The sequence below is a fragment of the Denitrificimonas caeni DSM 24390 genome (assembly GCF_000421765.1).
Classification (GTDB): Bacteria; Pseudomonadota; Gammaproteobacteria; order Pseudomonadales; family Pseudomonadaceae; genus Denitrificimonas; species Denitrificimonas caeni.
In genome coordinates this window covers 142681-157543 of sequence record NZ_ATXQ01000004.1, presented here as the reverse complement: position 1 = coordinate 157543, position 14863 = coordinate 142681, and the positions used below count along the sequence as shown (strand labels likewise).

The window sequence follows — 14863 nt, the reverse complement described above, 5'->3', positions numbered from 1 at the left end:
TAATTGCTAATGCTTACGTGGCTGATTACAAACGCAAACCACCATCGAGTTCAAGAATGCGACCGGTGTAGTAGTCATTTTCAAAGATGTACGCGACTGAGTGGGCGATCTCTTCTGGCTTACCCATGCGACGCAAAGGAATGCCTGCAGTCATTTTCTCCAACGCTTCGGGCTTCATACCTAAGGTCATTTCAGTTTCGATAAAGCCAGGCGCAACGCCAGCTACACGAATGCCATAACGCGCGAGCTCTTTTGCCCACACCACAGTATCCGCGGCCACACCTGCTTTAGCTGCAGAATAGTTCGCTTGCCCCATATTACCGGCACGTGAAATTGAAGAAATATTTACGATAGCGCCATGATTGTTTAACTCAATCATCTTCGCGGCCACTTCACGGGTACAAAGGAAGACACCTGTCAGATTAACGTCAATCACCGCCTGCCAGTTGGCCAGACTCATTTTGCTCATCTCACCATCTTTCACACGGATCGTCAGACCATCACGCAAAATACCGGCATTATTGACTAAACCGTTAATCGCGCCGAAGTCATCAGCCACTTGCGCAACCATATGGTTAACTTGCTCTTCATTGGCCACGTTACAAAGATACGCACGCGTTTGTGCACCAAGGCTCTGACAGGCAGCAACCGCTGCATCAAGCTTACTTTGATCTAAATCGACCAGTGCTAATTGCGCGCCCTTTCCTGCCAAGTACTCAGCCATCGCACGACCTAAACCTTGGCCACCGCCGGTGATAATGATCACTTTATCTTTTAACTGCATATCAACTCTCTTTTATTCAAATCTGTCATTGAGTACTAAACTGAGCGGCATTTTATACAAAGACTCAAGCACTTTGCACGACATACCATTACCAGTCATGACGACACACGCCAATTGATCTAGCTACTTACAATACTACGAAACCACCCAGTCAGAGCCCTCGCTGGCGATTTATCGCAGTAACAACCCATCAAGCACTTTGCTTTGCTAAACTGGCGCTCTAATCATTTTTGAGGATTAAGCATGGCAACTGCACTGCGCATCGTACTGGCACAATTAAATATGCGCGTCGGCGACATTGACGGCAATCTGCAGCGTATCCTTGATTCAAGTGTGCAGGCAAAACAACATTTGCAAGCTGATTTGATTGTTTTTCCTGAGCTATCACTCTGTGGTTATAACGCACAAGACTTGCTACTGCGTGACAGCATGCAAGTGCGTATTGAACGCGCATTAGAGCGGCTGTGCACTGCGCTACCACATAATCTTCATGTTTTAGTGGGTTACCCTTGGCTTGAGCAAGGCCATCGTTACAACTGCTGCGCCCATGTTTTTCAAGGTCAAATTCAAGCGGTGTATAAAAAACAGTTTTTACCGACTGATACAGTATTTTATGAAAATCGTTATTTCACCCCTGATAATCAAGCGTTATGCATTGAAATCAATCAGGTGAAAATCGCTTTAGGTATTTGTGAGGATGTCTGGCAGCCAGAGTTTATTGAGCAGGCGTGTGCAGCCAATGCCCAGATGATCGTCAGCCTCAATGCTTCGCCGTATCACTTAAACAAACAAACTGAGCGCGAGCAGATGCTCAGCCGCCAGACTCAGAAAGCGCAAATGCCAATTATTTATGTCAATCAAGTTGGCGCGCAGGATGATCTGATTTTTGATGGCGGTAGCTGCGCCGTGGATGCACAAGGCAATCTGCGTCAACGTGCGCCAGCTTTCAGTGAAGAGCTCTGTGCGCTAGAACTGCAGTTCACCCATTCCACCAGCCATGTAGAAAAAACCACCATCAGTCCCTTGCTCAGCGAGGAAGCTAGCGCCTATCAAGCGCTCATGCTGAGCTTGCGTGACTACGTGAACTACAACGGCTTTAAAGGCGTGCTACTTGGCTTGTCCGGCGGTATTGATTCTGCTTTGGTTCTGGCCATTGCTGCCGACGCTTTAGGCGCTGAGCAAGTGCAAGCCGTGATGATGCCTTATCATTACACTGCGCAGATCAGTCAAGATGATGCCGCTGCACAAGCACGTATTATGGGCGTTGATTATAAGACCATTGCCATCGCACCAATGGTTGAAGCGTTTATCGAAACACTAAAACCGGTGTTTGCACAGATGCCGTCCATAGCCAACGACACCACAGAAGAAAACCTGCAAGCCCGTTGCCGTGGCAATGTATTGATGGCGCTGTCCAACAAAAATGGTTATTTGGTGCTGACCACCAGCAATAAAAGCGAAACAGCGGTCGGTTACGCGACACTATATGGCGACATGGCCGGCGGCTTTGCTTTGCTAAAAGACCTGCCTAAATGCTTGGTCTATCGCCTCGCCCGCTACCGCAATAGCTTAAGTCCTGTTATTCCTGAGCGGGTGATTACCCGCGCGCCATCCGCAGAGTTATCGCCTGACCAAAAAGATCAAGACAGTCTGCCGCCATATGATGTGCTTGATGAGATTCTGCGTTTATACGTAGAAGAAGACTTATCAGCACAAGCCATTATTGCTAAGGGCTTTAAGCAAGAGATGGTGATGCGGATTTTACGCTTGATCGATATTAACGAATATAAACGCCGCCAAGCCGCAGTGGGTCCGCGCATTAGCAAGCGTAGCTTTGGTAGTGACCGTCGCTACCCAATCAGCAATCTTTGGGCGCGTGGTGATTAAGCTTCATTAAAAAACCCGTGATAGCTTGTGGCTTATCACGGGTTTTATCAGCAGATCTATGTGCGTTTCAAACGCAGAGTGGAGGCTTAAATCACCACTAAGTTATCGCGATGAATCAGCTCCGCTTCGGCCATATAGCCTAAAGTTTCTACGATACTTTCAGAGCACAGGCCAATGATCTTGCTCGCTTCAGCTGCACTGTAGTTGCTTAAACCACGTGCCACTTCAGTGCCTTGCGCATCAACACAAACCACCATTTCGCCACGTAAAAAGTGTCCTGCCACAGCGGTGACACCGACCGGGAGCAAGCTTTTATGGTCGCTGGCTAAGGCTTTTACTGCACCCGCATCAAGGGTCAAAGTGCCACGGGTTTGCAGATGACCTGCCAACCATTGCTTACGCGCGCCATCGCGGCATTGCTCAGGCGTCAACAAAGTGCCAAGACGCTCACCCGCATGCAGTCGATCCAAAACATGCTCAATGCGCCCACCGACAATCACACTGTAAGCCCCTGAACGCGCCGCTAAGCGTGCCGCACGGAGCTTAGTTTGCATACCTCCGCGCCCTAAAGCACCAGCACTGCCGCCGGCCATCGCATCAAGCTTTGGATCATCAGCACGCGCTTCGTAGATCACCTGCGCATCTGGATTTTTGCTCGGATCGGCGTCGTACATACCATCACGATCGGTCAGGATCACCAGTAAATCAGCTTCAACCAAGTTAGCCACCAAAGCGGCTAAAGTATCGTTATCACCAAAGCGAATTTCATCGGTGGCCACTGTATCGTTTTCATTGATCACCGGAATCACACCCAACTCCAGCAAGGTGCGCAAGGTGCTGCGTGCGTTTAGATAACGCTTGCGATCGGACAAGTCATCGTGGGTTAACAGAATCTGCGCGGTACGCTCATTGTGCTCAGCAAAACTGCTTTCCCAAGCTTTGACTAAGCTCATCTGCCCGACTGCGGCGGCGGCCTGCAATTCATGAATGGCACTGGGGCGCTCTAGCCAACCAAGGCGGCTCATTCCCGCCGCCACAGCACCAGAAGAGACCAACACCAAGTCAATGCCTTGCTGACGCAGAGCAACCATTTGCTGGACCCAAATTGCCATAGCATTACGGTCCAGACCTCGGCCATCAGCAGTCAACAACGCACTGCCAATTTTCACTACCCAGCGCTGAGCGCCTGTCACCTTGTCACGCATAACACAATCCTGTTGAAATTGAACACTCGGCGCTTTTGCAAAAACGCCGAGCACATCCATCAGTTAATGATTAACGTAGATAATTTCTGCACCGTCTTCATCATCTTCGTCATAGTCTTCATCAAAATCATCATCAACATCTTCGACGGCTTTAACCCCGGCACGACGTAAGGCACGCTTATCATCCAACTCTTGCAGACGTGCACGGCCTTCATCTTCAATGCGCTGATCCAAATCGACAAGGTATTCGGCATACTCTTTATCTTCGCCAATACGCAGATCACGCTCTTCCAGATAACGCATCATGGCTTGCGCGAGCTCTTTAGTGCCCTCGCCATCCAGTGCTGAAATCATAAACACAGGACCTGTCCAGCCAAGCTGATCAATCACGGCTTGCTTGCGCTGCTCGCGCTCATCATCTAAAAGCTGATCAACCTTATTGAGTACCAGCCAGCGGTCACGCTCAATCAAGGATGGGCTAAAGCGCTCGATTTCATCAACAATCACTTGCGCATCTTGCGCTGGATCACTGTCGTCAATCGGAGCCAAATCAACCACATGCAATAACAAACGAGTACGGGTCAAGTGCTTAAGGAAACGAATACCTAAACCTGCTCCTTCAGCAGCACCTTCAATCACACCTGGAATATCGGCGATCACGAAGCTTTTATAACGGCCAATACTGACCACACCCAGGTTTGGAATCAAGGTGGTAAACGGATAATCCGCTACTTTTGGCTTAGCTGCTGAAACAGAACGAATGAAGCTACTTTTACCGGCGTTAGGTAAACCTAACAAACCGACATCAGCCAAAACTTTCATTTCCAGCTTCAGGTTACGCAACTCGCCCGGCTTACCATCACTGGTCTGACGTGGCGCGCGGTTGGTACTGGATTTAAAACGGGTATTACCCAGTCCGTGCCAGCCGCCTTCCACCACGCGAATGCGTTGACCTTCTTCGGTCAAGTCGCCAATAATTTCTTGGGTGTCCGCATCAATAATAGTGGTACCGACCGGCACCTTTAAAATCAGGTCTTCACCTTTAGCACCAGTGCAGTCAGCGCCTCGGCCATTTTCACCGCGCTGTGCATTAAAACGACGGGTGTAGCGGTAGTCGACCAGTGTATTGAGGTTAACATCAGCTTCCATATAGATAGAGCCGCCATCACCACCATCACCACCGTTTGGACCACCAAACTCAATAAATTTTTCTCGGCGAAAACTCATGCAGCCATTGCCGCCATCACCAGCTTTTACAACAATCGATACTTCATCGACGAACTTCATTAATGTGCCTCCCGCGAGCCCGCAGGCTGATAAATATAAACGCAGGATACAACAAGCACGGATAGTCCGTCTTTACTGCCTGCTCAAACAAAAAAGCCCCGTCAGATGACAGGGCTTTTCCGTGTAAAGCTACTTAGGCTGAAACTACGCTTACGTAGCGACGTCCAAAAGCACCTTTAACTTCAAATTTCAACACGCCTGCTTCTTTAGCAAACAAGGTGTGATCTTTGCCCATGCCTACATTAGGACCCGGGTGGAATTCTGTACCGCGCTGACGCACGATAATGTTTCCTGCTTTAACCGTTTGGCCGCCGTACATCTTAACGCCTAAGCGTTTAGCTTCTGAATCGCGACCGTTACGAGTACTACCACCAGCTTTTTTCGTTGCCATGAGATCAACACTCCATCAGTGTAGGGGTTCAGTCAATTAAGCCTGAATACCAGTGATTTTAACTTCAGTGTACCACTGACGGTGGCCCTGACGCTTCATGCTGTGCTTACGACGACGAAACTTGATAATAGTTACTTTATCGTGACGACCTTGGTCAATCACTTCAGCTGTCACTTTAGCACCGTCAACAACTGGCGCACCGATTTTCACATCTTCGCCGTTGCCGATTAACAGAACGCGGTCAAACGAAATAGCTTCGCCGACTGGCACGTCCAGTTTTTCAATCTTCAAAAATTCGCCTTCGGCGACTTTGTATTGCTTACCGCCAGTTACAATTACTGCGTACATCGTATCTCTCCGTTATTCCTGCTCACCCAACGTTTTATAAGAGTAGGTATCAGTTGGCATGGCTGCTGTGCATTGGATTAGGACGCACTGCAATTGCGTAAGGCAGGGAGTTGCCCAAGTAAAGTTCAGGAGCGCGAATTGTACGCACAGTTCAATCTAGGCGCAAGCACTCTATGCACTTACCTTGACAGGAAGGCGCGCGCCTCATAGCATGCCGCTCAACCTTATTGGAGTACGCAGAGTCATGCAACCACAGGCTTTTTACCAAATCGTCGCTGAAGATTTTGCTGCAGTAGACAGCCTCATCAAACAACAGCTTTCTTCACGAATCCCTCTGGTAGAAAAAATCGGTGATTACATCATCTCTGCCGGCGGCAAACGTCTGCGCCCGCTACTAGTTTTATTGGCCGGTAATGCTGTAGGCAAACAGGACGACGATCTGCGTTTACTTGCAGCTGTTATTGAGTTTTTGCATACATCGACATTATTACATGATGATGTTGTGGATAAGTCTGACCTGCGCCGCGGCCGCTCAACTGCCAATGCCAAGTGGGGTAACGCTCCTAGCGTTCTGGTTGGTGACTTCTTATATGCCCGCTCATTTGAAATGATGGTACGTCTCGGCTCTTTACCGGTGATGGAGATTATTTCACAAGCCACTCGCGTCATCGCTGAAGGTGAAGTTTTACAGCTCACCAAGGTACGTGATGCCAGTACGACTGAAGCCACCTATATGGAAGTGATTCGCGGCAAAACGGCCATGCTGTTTGAAGCATCAACCCATAGTGCTGCAGTTTTAGCGGGAGCCCCAGCTAATCAAATAGAAGCCCTGCGCACCTATGGCGATAATCTGGGCATCGCTTTCCAACTGGTTGATGATCTCTTGGACTACCGCGGCGATGCTGAGACTTTGGGCAAGAACGTCGGCGATGATCTCGCTGAAGGTAAACCAACGCTGCCACTGATTGTCACCATGCGCGACGGCACGCCTGAGCAAGCGGCACTGGTGCGCAAAGCCATTCAACAAGGTGGCATTGAAGATCTAGCGGAAATCAGCGCTGCAGTCGAAGCGTCTGGCGCTTTGGACTACACGGCCAAACTTGCGCAAGAGTACGCGCAACGTGCCATTGCCTGCTTAGACGATATCCCAGCTTCCGGCTACCGCGATGCTTTGATCGAACTCGCCAACTTCGCTGTCGCACGCTCGACCTAACTCTCTTTCATTTTTAACCAACCCTTTAGCGTCTGTCTAGAGGGTTAGGCTGTGTTCGAGATACAGCAATCTTTGATTAACACTAATCTGTCCTTTACCCTATATAACTGCATAGAAAAGCGCGGCATAATGACGCCTCAATAACTTTAAGCTTTAACTTAACTGGGAATATAAGCGCATGAGCATTTTAAAAGAATTCAAAACCTTTGCAGTTAAAGGCAACGTCGTTGATATGGCTGTTGGTATTATTATCGGTGCTGCTTTCGGTAAAATCGTCAGCTCGTTTGTCGGTGACGTTATAATGCCGCCAATCGGCGTATTAGTGGGCGGTGTTGACTTTGCCGACCTCGCTGTCACTTTGAAGGCCGCTGAAGGCGACTTACCAGCCGTGGTATTAGCTTACGGTAAGTTTCTTCAAAGCATTATTGATTTTATTATTGTCGCCTTTGCAATTTTCATGGGCGTTAAAGTGATTAACCGCCTTAAGCGTGAAGAAGCAATCGCTGAAGAAGCACCTGCTGAACCAGAAGCACCAAGCAACGAAGAAGTTTTGCTCAGTGAAATCCGTGATCTACTTAAGAATCAAAATAAAAGCTAACACTGCAATATAAAAACCAACACTATAATAAGGCTGTGGCTCAAGCCGCAGCCTTATCCTCTCAACTTCACACCGTCACTTAAACGCTAGTATTTTCAGTTTGGTGCGATGCATATCGTACTGCGCAATAAGTGTTTATCCGTCGATGAACCCATCCTGGGTTCAACTCCGGCGCTGCGCCATCCCTGGCTTCGCTCATCACACCTACTGCGCAGTACTCGTTAATCATTTGCGTTGTTCGCGCTACTGCAAAATAAGTAGAGCGACTAGCCATAAACGCCAATGACGAACGCTTACTATAGATTCATTGATACTTACAAAAAATACGCAAACAGCATCATTGATCCATGAGTGCCGCGCTAGTTTCACGGCAAGCGTAGCCATGGATGGCGTAGCGCTCGAATTGAGTCAGGATGACTCATTGAGAGAAAAGTGACATTAGCGCGGCACGGCTCGCACATATCTTGCCCGAAGCTCTTAATAGTTACTCCAGTTACACACATGAACATCAAGCACAATATCTCGCAAAGCAAACTACCAGTAATTCTCAACAGCCACTGCTCCCGGTCGACGGGTCAGCGACAATTGCATGTCGCGGCCTTGTAGCAACATCCGACAATCCTCAACCATCTCTGGGTTACCACAGAGCAGCACCCGAGAACTTTCTGCAGTCATCGGCAAACCAACATGCTTTTCAAGCTCACCAGATATCAACAAATCAGTAATGCGCGCACCTAAGCAGCCAGCAATGTCTTCGCGGGTGACTACCGGTACAAAGGTAAACTTATGTGCATACTCGGCAACATACTCTCGCGTCAAAATTTCATCGAGCAAATCTTTGTAAGCTAATTCAGCCGCAGAGCGCACGCTGTACACCAAAACAATTCGCTCAAAACGCTGCCAAATTTCAAAATCCTGTAGCATCGACAAAAACGGCGCAACCCCGGTACCTGTCGATAACAACCAAAGATTTTCACCATCAACAAAGCGATCTAAGGTCAAAAAACCATGCGCTTGTTTCTCAATCAAAATCTCATCGCCGACCGCCAGCTGACTTAGTTCACTGGTAAACTCACCGCCGGGCACGACAATCGAGAAAAACTCTAAAAACTCATCAAACGGACTCGACACCATCGAATAGCCACGCCAAACAATCGAGCCATTGGCCTTGCGCACGCCTAAACGGGCAAACTGTCCTGCCGTAAAACGAAACCCCACATCACGCGTACAACGAAAACTAAACAGACTTGGCGTCCACGTATGTAAGTGAGTAATCGTTTGTCGGGTGAACTTTTCTTGCGCCGCGTTCATACTGCACCTCATTAATTAACAGTCACTCTATTCATACGCCATTTTTGGCCAAACAAATACCTGCGATCCTTATGCCTATATTTAATACGTCTTTTGCACAGCTGGATTTATTACGCTATCCAGAGCTGCCCAACACTCCACTACAAGCTTTCGATGCGGCTGACGAGTATCTGCTTAAACACCTTAGCAGCTGCAGCTTAGCGAGCAATGCGCGCACGCTAATCCTTAACGATAACTTCGGTGCCCTTGCCGCTAGTTTAGCTAGCCAAATGCAGGTGCATAGCAGTGGCGATTCATTTTTAGCCCATCAAGCCCTGCGCAATAACCTTGATAATAATCAACTTAGCCAAGACAGCGTCGAGATCATCCAAGCCGATCAAGCCTTTAACGGCCCCTATGCTTGCGTACTGATTCGTGTGCCGAAAACTCTTGCCCTACTCGAAGAACAGTTGATTCGCTTACAAACTCAGATCACCCCAGACACTATTATTATCGCCGCTGGCATGATTAAACACCTGCCGCGTTCGGCAGGCGATTTACTTGAACGCTACATTGGTCCAGTGCAAGCCAGTCTTGCCGAGAAAAAAGCACGCTTACTTTTTGTCACGCCAGCTGAAAAACTCCAAGCCAGCTCACCTTATCCAAGTGAATATCAACTGGAAAAACCTCAGCTTATCTTGCGCAACCATGCAGGAGTGTTTTGCCGTGAAGCCTTGGATATTGGCACGCGATTTTTTCTGCCGCACTTACCTGCTAACTTAGGCAATGCACAGGTCGCAGACCTTGGTTGCGGTAACGGTGTGCTAGGTATTGTCTGTGCGCTAAATAACCCGCAAGCACAGCTGCGTATGATTGATGAGTCTTATATGGCCGTGCAATCTGCGCAAGAAAACTGGCAACGGGCTTTAGCAGAGCGTCCGATCACTGTTTATGCTGGTGACGGTCTTGGCGCAGAACAAGCAGAAACACTTGATATTGTTCTCTGTAACCCGCCTTTTCACCAGCAGCAAGTGGTTGGCGACTTTTTAGCCAGACGCATGTTTCAACAAAGCCACCGCGCCTTAAAAAAAGACGGTCAATTATGGGTCGTCGGTAATCGCCACCTGGGCTATCACGTCACGCTAAAACGCATGTTCCGCGACGTACAGCAGATTGCCGCGAACGCTAAATTTGTGATTTTCAAAGCAACCAAATAGGAAAACGCCCTTATAAGGGCGTTTTTCAGCTGCAAGATTAAGCGTCGGCTGTCAGCTTGCTGAAGCGGGCAGTTCAGCCCGTACAGCCAAGCACTTAACGTTTACGTGCCTGCTCATAGAGCGGCATAACTTTCGGCATATTGGCTTGTAGGTTTTGAATCCGGGTCGATGAAGAAGGGTGTGTACTGGTAAACTCAGCTGGCGCACCTTGACTGACCTGCTCCATTTTTTGCCATAGACTGACCGCAGCATTCGGGTTGTAACCGGCACGTGCCGCCAGCTCAATACCTAACAAGTCAGCTTCTGTTTCTGCACCACGACTATTAGGTAAAGTCATACCATACTGCACGGCAGTATCAGCAATCTGCATCGTATCTTGACTGACGCCAAGCACTGCGCCCAAGCCTAATTTAGCCATTTCAATGCCATAGGCCTTCGACATCGCTTCACGGCTGTGCTCGCGCAATGCATGAGCAATTTCATGCCCCATAATTGCAGCGATTTCATCATCAGTCAGATTGAGCTTAGTGATAATGCCACTATAAAAAATTATTTTACCGCCAGGGCCGCAATTGGCATTTAAATCAGGACTTTCAATCAAACTTACCTGCCAGTCCCACTGTGCTGCATCTGGACGGAAGTATCCGGCTTGCGCAATCAAGCGCTTGCCAATGACCTGTAAACGCTTGGCATTATTACTGCGCGTATCCAGCTTGCCCTTCGCTTGGGCTTGCTGCAGCGTCTCTTGGTAAGCCTGAGCATAGCTTTGATTGATTTCGTTCGTGCTGAGCATGCTGAACATATACTGTTTGCGATCAACGCCCACGGCACTTGAGCCAGTGGTATTGACGGCTTGGCAGCCTACCAGCAACAGCGCACCAGCCAACGCAGCATATTTATGTAAAGTCGCCAAATCACACCTCATCCTAATTATTAGACAGCAGTTTCATCGCCACATTAATGGCAGCTATTGTGTTGGAGTTTATTACACTTTGGAACAAGCACCATGCATTTAGTTCGCCTATACGGCAGAAGCTTGCCAAATAGTTTTTTTAAAAGTGTCACGCACCAAACCTGCAAACAATATCACTGCTCAATGAGTACCTTGCTGGTGTCGCGGCTAGCGAGTCATGGATGACGCAGCGCCCGAATCGGGTCAGGATGACTCGTCTAGAGAATATCTCCACTGGCACGATGCGTGCACTTACATAAACATCTAAATACTTTGCATGGCTAAAATGCTCAGTCAGCGAATGTCGTACTTCGGGGTAAGTGTTAATCCGTCGATGAACCCATCCAGGGTTCAACTCCGGCGCTCGCCATCCTTGGCTCGCTCAGCACATCCACCCCGAAGCACTCGTTGAGCATTTGCAGGGTTTGCCGTGCTGGACTACCAGTCAGGTGTACAGATACATCTTTGCCGCAGGCCAATAAAACTTCACAGAATGATGGCTTTAAAAGAGTCCTACTAAAGGTGCGAAAACAACATCATTGATCAATGAGTACCTTGCTGGTATCGCGGCTAGCGAGTCAGGGATGACGTAGCGCCCGAATCGGGTCAGGACGACCCGTTGAGGGAAGAGCAATACCAGCAAGGTGCGGCATGCGCCTATTCCAATGAATGTTTTATATGGTTAAAAACGTTCAGTCTGCGCGTGTCGTGCATCGGATTAAGCCGCAATCGCTGGCATGGCCAGCTTATACAGGGTTCAATTCTCGAATAACAGATCACTGATCAATGAGCACTGAATAACCGATAAAAGCAAAAAGCCCCAACGAAGTACTGCCAATGCAGCTCTCGTTAGGGCTTTCTAAAGTCACAAAGATGTTAGTTAAGCGTTACCTTTGAGCTTAATTTGTGCATCGCGGGTGAAATCCAGCATGCGCTGCAAAGGACGCACGGCGCGTGGAATAATCGCTGGATCAACAATGATTTCATTACTGCCATGCTGCAAACCAAGCAACATTGCTTCCAGCGTATTCATCGCCATCCACGGACAGTTAGCGCAACTGCGGCAAGATGCACCCTCACCCGCTGTTGGTGCTTCAATAAAGCTCTTATTCGGGCTGAGCTGCTGCATTTTATAAAAAATGCCACGATCAGTCGCCACAATAAACTGCTGATTCGGTAGTTCCTGCGTCGCTTTAATCAACTGCGTAGTTGAGCCAATCACATCGGCCAGCTCCAGCACCGCAGTCGGCGACTCAGGGTGAGCCAATACAGCGGCGTCAGGATAAAGAACCTTCATATCAGCCAACTGCTTGGCTTTAAACTCTTCGTGAACAATGCACGCACCGTCCCACAACAACATATCTGCGCCAGTTTCACGCTGAATATAGCGGCCCAAATGCTGATCCGGTGCCCACAAAATGGTTTCACCATTATCCATCAGGCTTTCAACAATCTCCAAGGCACAACTAGAGGTCACCACCCAATCAGCACGGGCTTTGACTGCCGCTGAGGTATTGGCATACACCACCACAGTACGCTCAGGATGCTGATCACAAAACTCAGAAAACTCTTTAACCGGGCAACCCAAATCTAAAGAGCATGTGGCTTCTAGAGTTGGCATCAAGATACGCTTTTCTGGGTTGAGAATTTTTGCTGTCTCACCCATAAAACGCACACCAGCGACCACCAGCGTTTGCGCACTGTGCTGACTACCAAAGCGTGCCATTTCTAGCGAGTCAGCCACACAGCCGCCACTTTTCTCAGCTAATTCTTGAATGATGGGGGCGCAATAGTAATGCGCGACTAACACCGCATTTTGTGCTTTCAGTTCGGCAATGATGCGCTCACAGTAATGCGCCTCTTGCTCAGGCGTAAGCTCTTCAATCTGCTTAGCCGCCAAGTGTGCTTGAACCAAAATACGTTCAGAAATCTGCGTCATTGATGTCAGTCCTCACAGCGCGCATAGGCGCAATGTTAACAAGTGTAATGCTGAGTGCTCTAAAAGAGATACAACGCAATACCGACAAAACGATGCTATAGAAATTGGTGGGTCGTGTGGGATTCGAACCTACGACCAATTGGTTAAAAGCCAACTGCTCTACCACTGAGCTAACGACCCGGAAGGGATGCGCATAATACGGACTTCTCAGCTCAGTTCAAGCATAAATTCTATATTTGTCAAAAATATCGCGTTGAATCGTTTATTCCTGCGTTAATAAAACCTTGTTTACGCAATTGACAGCTTTCACAGACCCCACAAGCCCGACCATCAAGATCAGCCTGATAACAGGATACGGTGAGCGCATAGTCTACCCCTAACTGCGTACCAAGCTGAATAATAGCAGCCTTACTCATACTTTGCAGAGGTGCCTGAATACGAAACGCTCGTCCCTCCACACCTTCACGTGTGGCTAAATTGGCTACACGCTCAAACGCTTGGATGAATTCAATACGGCAATCCGGGTAGCCAGAGTAATCAACATCGTTCACACCAATGAAAATATCATACGCCTTTAGCACTTCTGCCCAACCCAAAGCCAGAGACAAAAACACGGTATTACGCGCTGGCACGTAGGTGACCGGAATCTCCCCCTGACTTAACCGCTCTGGCACAGCAAGACTGCTATCGGTTAACGCAGAACCACCTATGCCATCTAAATTAATCCCAATCACTTTGTGTTCAGTAGCGCCTAAAGCCTCTGAAATCCGCCGAGAGGCGTCCAACTCGCTGCGATGGCGCTGACCATAATCAAAGCTCATGGTGTAGCAGTCGTAGCCTTGCGCTCGCGCAGAGGCAAGGACAGTGGCAGAATCTAAGCCGCCTGATAATAAAATAACAGCGCGTTTATTGGTCATCATTGTTTTCTCAAAGCTTGTTTACTAAGCAACATGCTGCAGATTGCAGATGCGCAATAACACAGTTAGCTCGGCATTAGTAACCAGGCTGGTCATCCCACAACAGCTTATGCAACTGTAGCTGCAGACGCACCGGCAGGTTATCGGCAACGATCCAATCAGCCAGATCGCGCGGAAGCAACTGGCCCTGACTGGGCGAAAAAAGCACTTCAGATACGCGCGTATCCAGCTTGTATTGCAGAAGCTTAGTGACCGCCCAGTCGTAATCCGCGCGATTGCACAGCACGAATTTGACCTGGTCATCGCCTTTCAGCAAATCGATATTTTCATAGCGATTGCGTTGCGATTCTAATGAGCCAGGAGTTTTAAGGTCGAGCACAATACTGACCCGCGTATCAATGCCGCTAATATCGAGCGCACCACTGGTTTCGGTGGACACTCGATAGCCTGCGTCACACAGCGCTTTAAATAGCGTTAAAGCATGCGGTTGTGCTAAAGGTTCGCCACCTGTCACGCAGACATAACGCGGCCGGTAACCCGCGACTTGAATCAAAATATCTTCGATAGAGAACAACTGCCCGCCGCTAAACGCATAGGCGCTGTCGCAGTATTGGCAGCGGAGCGGGCAACCGGTGAGACGGATAAAAACAGTCGGAAGACCAACAGTGCGAGTTTCGCCCTGTAACGAGTAAAAAATCTCGGTGATGCGTAGGGTGTTGTGCATTGTATATGCGCCGGGCGCGACAGCAAAACAGGCCGTCCGCCTCCATTGCTGAATGAGGCACTGCCCAGCACGGACCCGCGCTGAGCGCGAACGTGCTGATGAAAGCAGCGT

At 48.8% G+C, this 14863-nt stretch carries 14 protein-coding genes and 1 tRNA gene; 4 read left to right on the top strand and 11 right to left on the bottom strand.

The annotated features are described in order from the left end of the window. Positions 1-25: 25 nt before the first annotated feature. On the bottom strand, positions 26-784 hold the full coding sequence (locus tag H591_RS0107715) for an SDR family oxidoreductase (protein ID WP_022966376.1): 759 nt from the start codon (positions 782-784) through the stop codon (positions 26-28). Positions 785-1027: 243 nt separating this feature from the next. Between H591_RS0107715 and H591_RS0107710 the strand changes: the two genes are divergently transcribed. After that, a complete protein-coding gene (locus H591_RS0107710) occupies positions 1028-2671 on the top strand; it encodes an NAD+ synthase (protein WP_022966375.1) in 1644 nt (547 codons plus the stop codon). Positions 2672-2757: 86 nt separating this feature from the next. Here H591_RS0107710 and proB read toward each other — a convergent pair whose 3' ends face one another. The 4 genes from proB to rplU form a co-directional block, all read right to left on the bottom strand. Then, positions 2758-3876: a glutamate 5-kinase gene (proB, locus tag H591_RS0107705; RefSeq protein WP_028244280.1), complete on the bottom strand. Its 1119-nt coding sequence runs from the start codon at positions 3874-3876 to the stop codon at positions 2758-2760. Between the two features lie 63 nt (positions 3877-3939). Continuing rightward, on the bottom strand, positions 3940-5163 hold the full coding sequence (gene cgtA, locus H591_RS0107700; protein ID WP_022966373.1) for an Obg family GTPase CgtA: 1224 nt from the start codon (positions 5161-5163) through the stop codon (positions 3940-3942). Positions 5164-5296: 133 nt separating this feature from the next. Beyond that, a complete protein-coding gene (gene rpmA / locus H591_RS0107695) occupies positions 5297-5554 on the bottom strand; it encodes a 50S ribosomal protein L27 (RefSeq protein ID WP_022966372.1) in 258 nt (85 codons plus the stop codon). A 36-nt stretch (positions 5555-5590) separates the two neighbouring features. Continuing rightward, complete coding sequence (gene rplU / locus H591_RS0107690) at positions 5591-5902, bottom strand: 50S ribosomal protein L21 (protein ID WP_028244279.1); 312 nt, start codon at positions 5900-5902, stop codon at positions 5591-5593. A 244-nt stretch (positions 5903-6146) separates the two neighbouring features. On the opposite strand from rplU, the gene H591_RS0107685 reads away from it, so the two are divergent. Further along, complete coding sequence (locus H591_RS0107685; RefSeq protein ID WP_022966371.1) at positions 6147-7115, top strand: polyprenyl synthetase family protein; 969 nt, start codon at positions 6147-6149, stop codon at positions 7113-7115. Positions 7116-7293: 178 nt separating this feature from the next. After that, the gene (gene mscL, locus H591_RS0107680) at positions 7294-7713 is read left to right on the top strand and encodes a large-conductance mechanosensitive channel protein MscL (RefSeq protein WP_022966370.1); all 420 of its coding nucleotides are present in this window, start codon (positions 7294-7296) and stop codon (positions 7711-7713) included. Between the two features lie 534 nt (positions 7714-8247). On the opposite strand, the gene H591_RS0107675 is transcribed toward mscL, so the two are convergent. Beyond that, the gene (locus H591_RS0107675; RefSeq protein WP_022966369.1) at positions 8248-9024 is read right to left on the bottom strand and encodes a ferredoxin--NADP reductase; all 777 of its coding nucleotides are present in this window, start codon (positions 9022-9024) and stop codon (positions 8248-8250) included. A 71-nt stretch (positions 9025-9095) separates the two neighbouring features. On the opposite strand from H591_RS0107675, the gene H591_RS0107670 reads away from it, so the two are divergent. After that, positions 9096-10220: a methyltransferase gene (locus H591_RS0107670; protein ID WP_022966368.1), complete on the top strand. Its 1125-nt coding sequence runs from the start codon at positions 9096-9098 to the stop codon at positions 10218-10220. A 94-nt stretch (positions 10221-10314) separates the two neighbouring features. Here H591_RS0107670 and H591_RS0107665 read toward each other — a convergent pair whose 3' ends face one another. The 5 genes from H591_RS0107665 to queE form a co-directional block, all read right to left on the bottom strand. Next, positions 10315-11133 carry a M48 family metallopeptidase gene (locus H591_RS0107665; protein ID WP_022966367.1) on the bottom strand — a complete coding sequence of 273 codons (819 nt, stop codon included), beginning with the start codon at positions 11131-11133 and terminating at the stop codon, positions 10315-10317. A gap of 919 nt (positions 11134-12052) precedes the next feature. Beyond that, on the bottom strand, positions 12053-13111 hold the full coding sequence (gene nadA, locus H591_RS0107660; protein WP_022966366.1) for a quinolinate synthase NadA: 1059 nt from the start codon (positions 13109-13111) through the stop codon (positions 12053-12055). A gap of 105 nt (positions 13112-13216) precedes the next feature. Further along, a tRNA-Lys gene (locus H591_RS0107655) sits at positions 13217-13291 on the bottom strand. A 59-nt stretch (positions 13292-13350) separates the two neighbouring features. Then, positions 13351-14031, bottom strand: coding sequence for a 7-cyano-7-deazaguanine synthase QueC (queC, locus tag H591_RS0107650; protein ID WP_022966365.1), 681 nt, complete (start codon positions 14029-14031; stop codon positions 13351-13353). A 73-nt stretch (positions 14032-14104) separates the two neighbouring features. Further along, positions 14105-14752, bottom strand: a complete 648-nt coding sequence (gene queE / locus H591_RS0107645; RefSeq protein ID WP_022966364.1) for a 7-carboxy-7-deazaguanine synthase QueE — start codon at positions 14750-14752, stop codon at positions 14105-14107. Positions 14753-14863: the final 111 nt, after the last annotated feature.

Bases quoted from the DNA above. Each gene is read 5' to 3' on its own strand.
- H591_RS0107710 (WP_022966375.1), top strand. From the start codon at position 1,028: ATGGCAACTGCACTGCGCATCGTACTGGCACAATTAAATATGCGCGTC.
- nadA (WP_022966366.1), bottom strand. From the start codon at position 13,111: ATGACGCAGATTTCTGAACGTATTTTGGTTCAAGCACACTTGGCGGCT.
- mscL (WP_022966370.1), top strand. From the start codon at position 7,294: ATGAGCATTTTAAAAGAATTCAAAACCTTTGCAGTTAAAGGCAACGTC.
- rplU (WP_028244279.1), bottom strand. From the start codon at position 5,902: ATGTACGCAGTAATTGTAACTGGCGGTAAGCAATACAAAGTCGCCGAA.
- queC (WP_022966365.1), bottom strand. From the start codon at position 14,031: ATGATGACCAATAAACGCGCTGTTATTTTATTATCAGGCGGCTTAGAT.
- H591_RS0107675 (WP_022966369.1), bottom strand. From the start codon at position 9,024: ATGAACGCGGCGCAAGAAAAGTTCACCCGACAAACGATTACTCACTTA.
- H591_RS0107670 (WP_022966368.1), top strand. From the start codon at position 9,096: ATGCCTATATTTAATACGTCTTTTGCACAGCTGGATTTATTACGCTAT.
- H591_RS0107715 (WP_022966376.1), bottom strand. From the start codon at position 784: ATGCAGTTAAAAGATAAAGTGATCATTATCACCGGCGGTGGCCAAGGT.
- proB (WP_028244280.1), bottom strand. From the start codon at position 3,876: ATGCGTGACAAGGTGACAGGCGCTCAGCGCTGGGTAGTGAAAATTGGC.
- rpmA (WP_022966372.1), bottom strand. From the start codon at position 5,554: ATGGCAACGAAAAAAGCTGGTGGTAGTACTCGTAACGGTCGCGATTCA.
- queE (WP_022966364.1), bottom strand. From the start codon at position 14,752: ATGCACAACACCCTACGCATCACCGAGATTTTTTACTCGTTACAGGGC.
- cgtA (WP_022966373.1), bottom strand. From the start codon at position 5,163: ATGAAGTTCGTCGATGAAGTATCGATTGTTGTAAAAGCTGGTGATGGC.
- H591_RS0107685 (WP_022966371.1), top strand. From the start codon at position 6,147: ATGCAACCACAGGCTTTTTACCAAATCGTCGCTGAAGATTTTGCTGCA.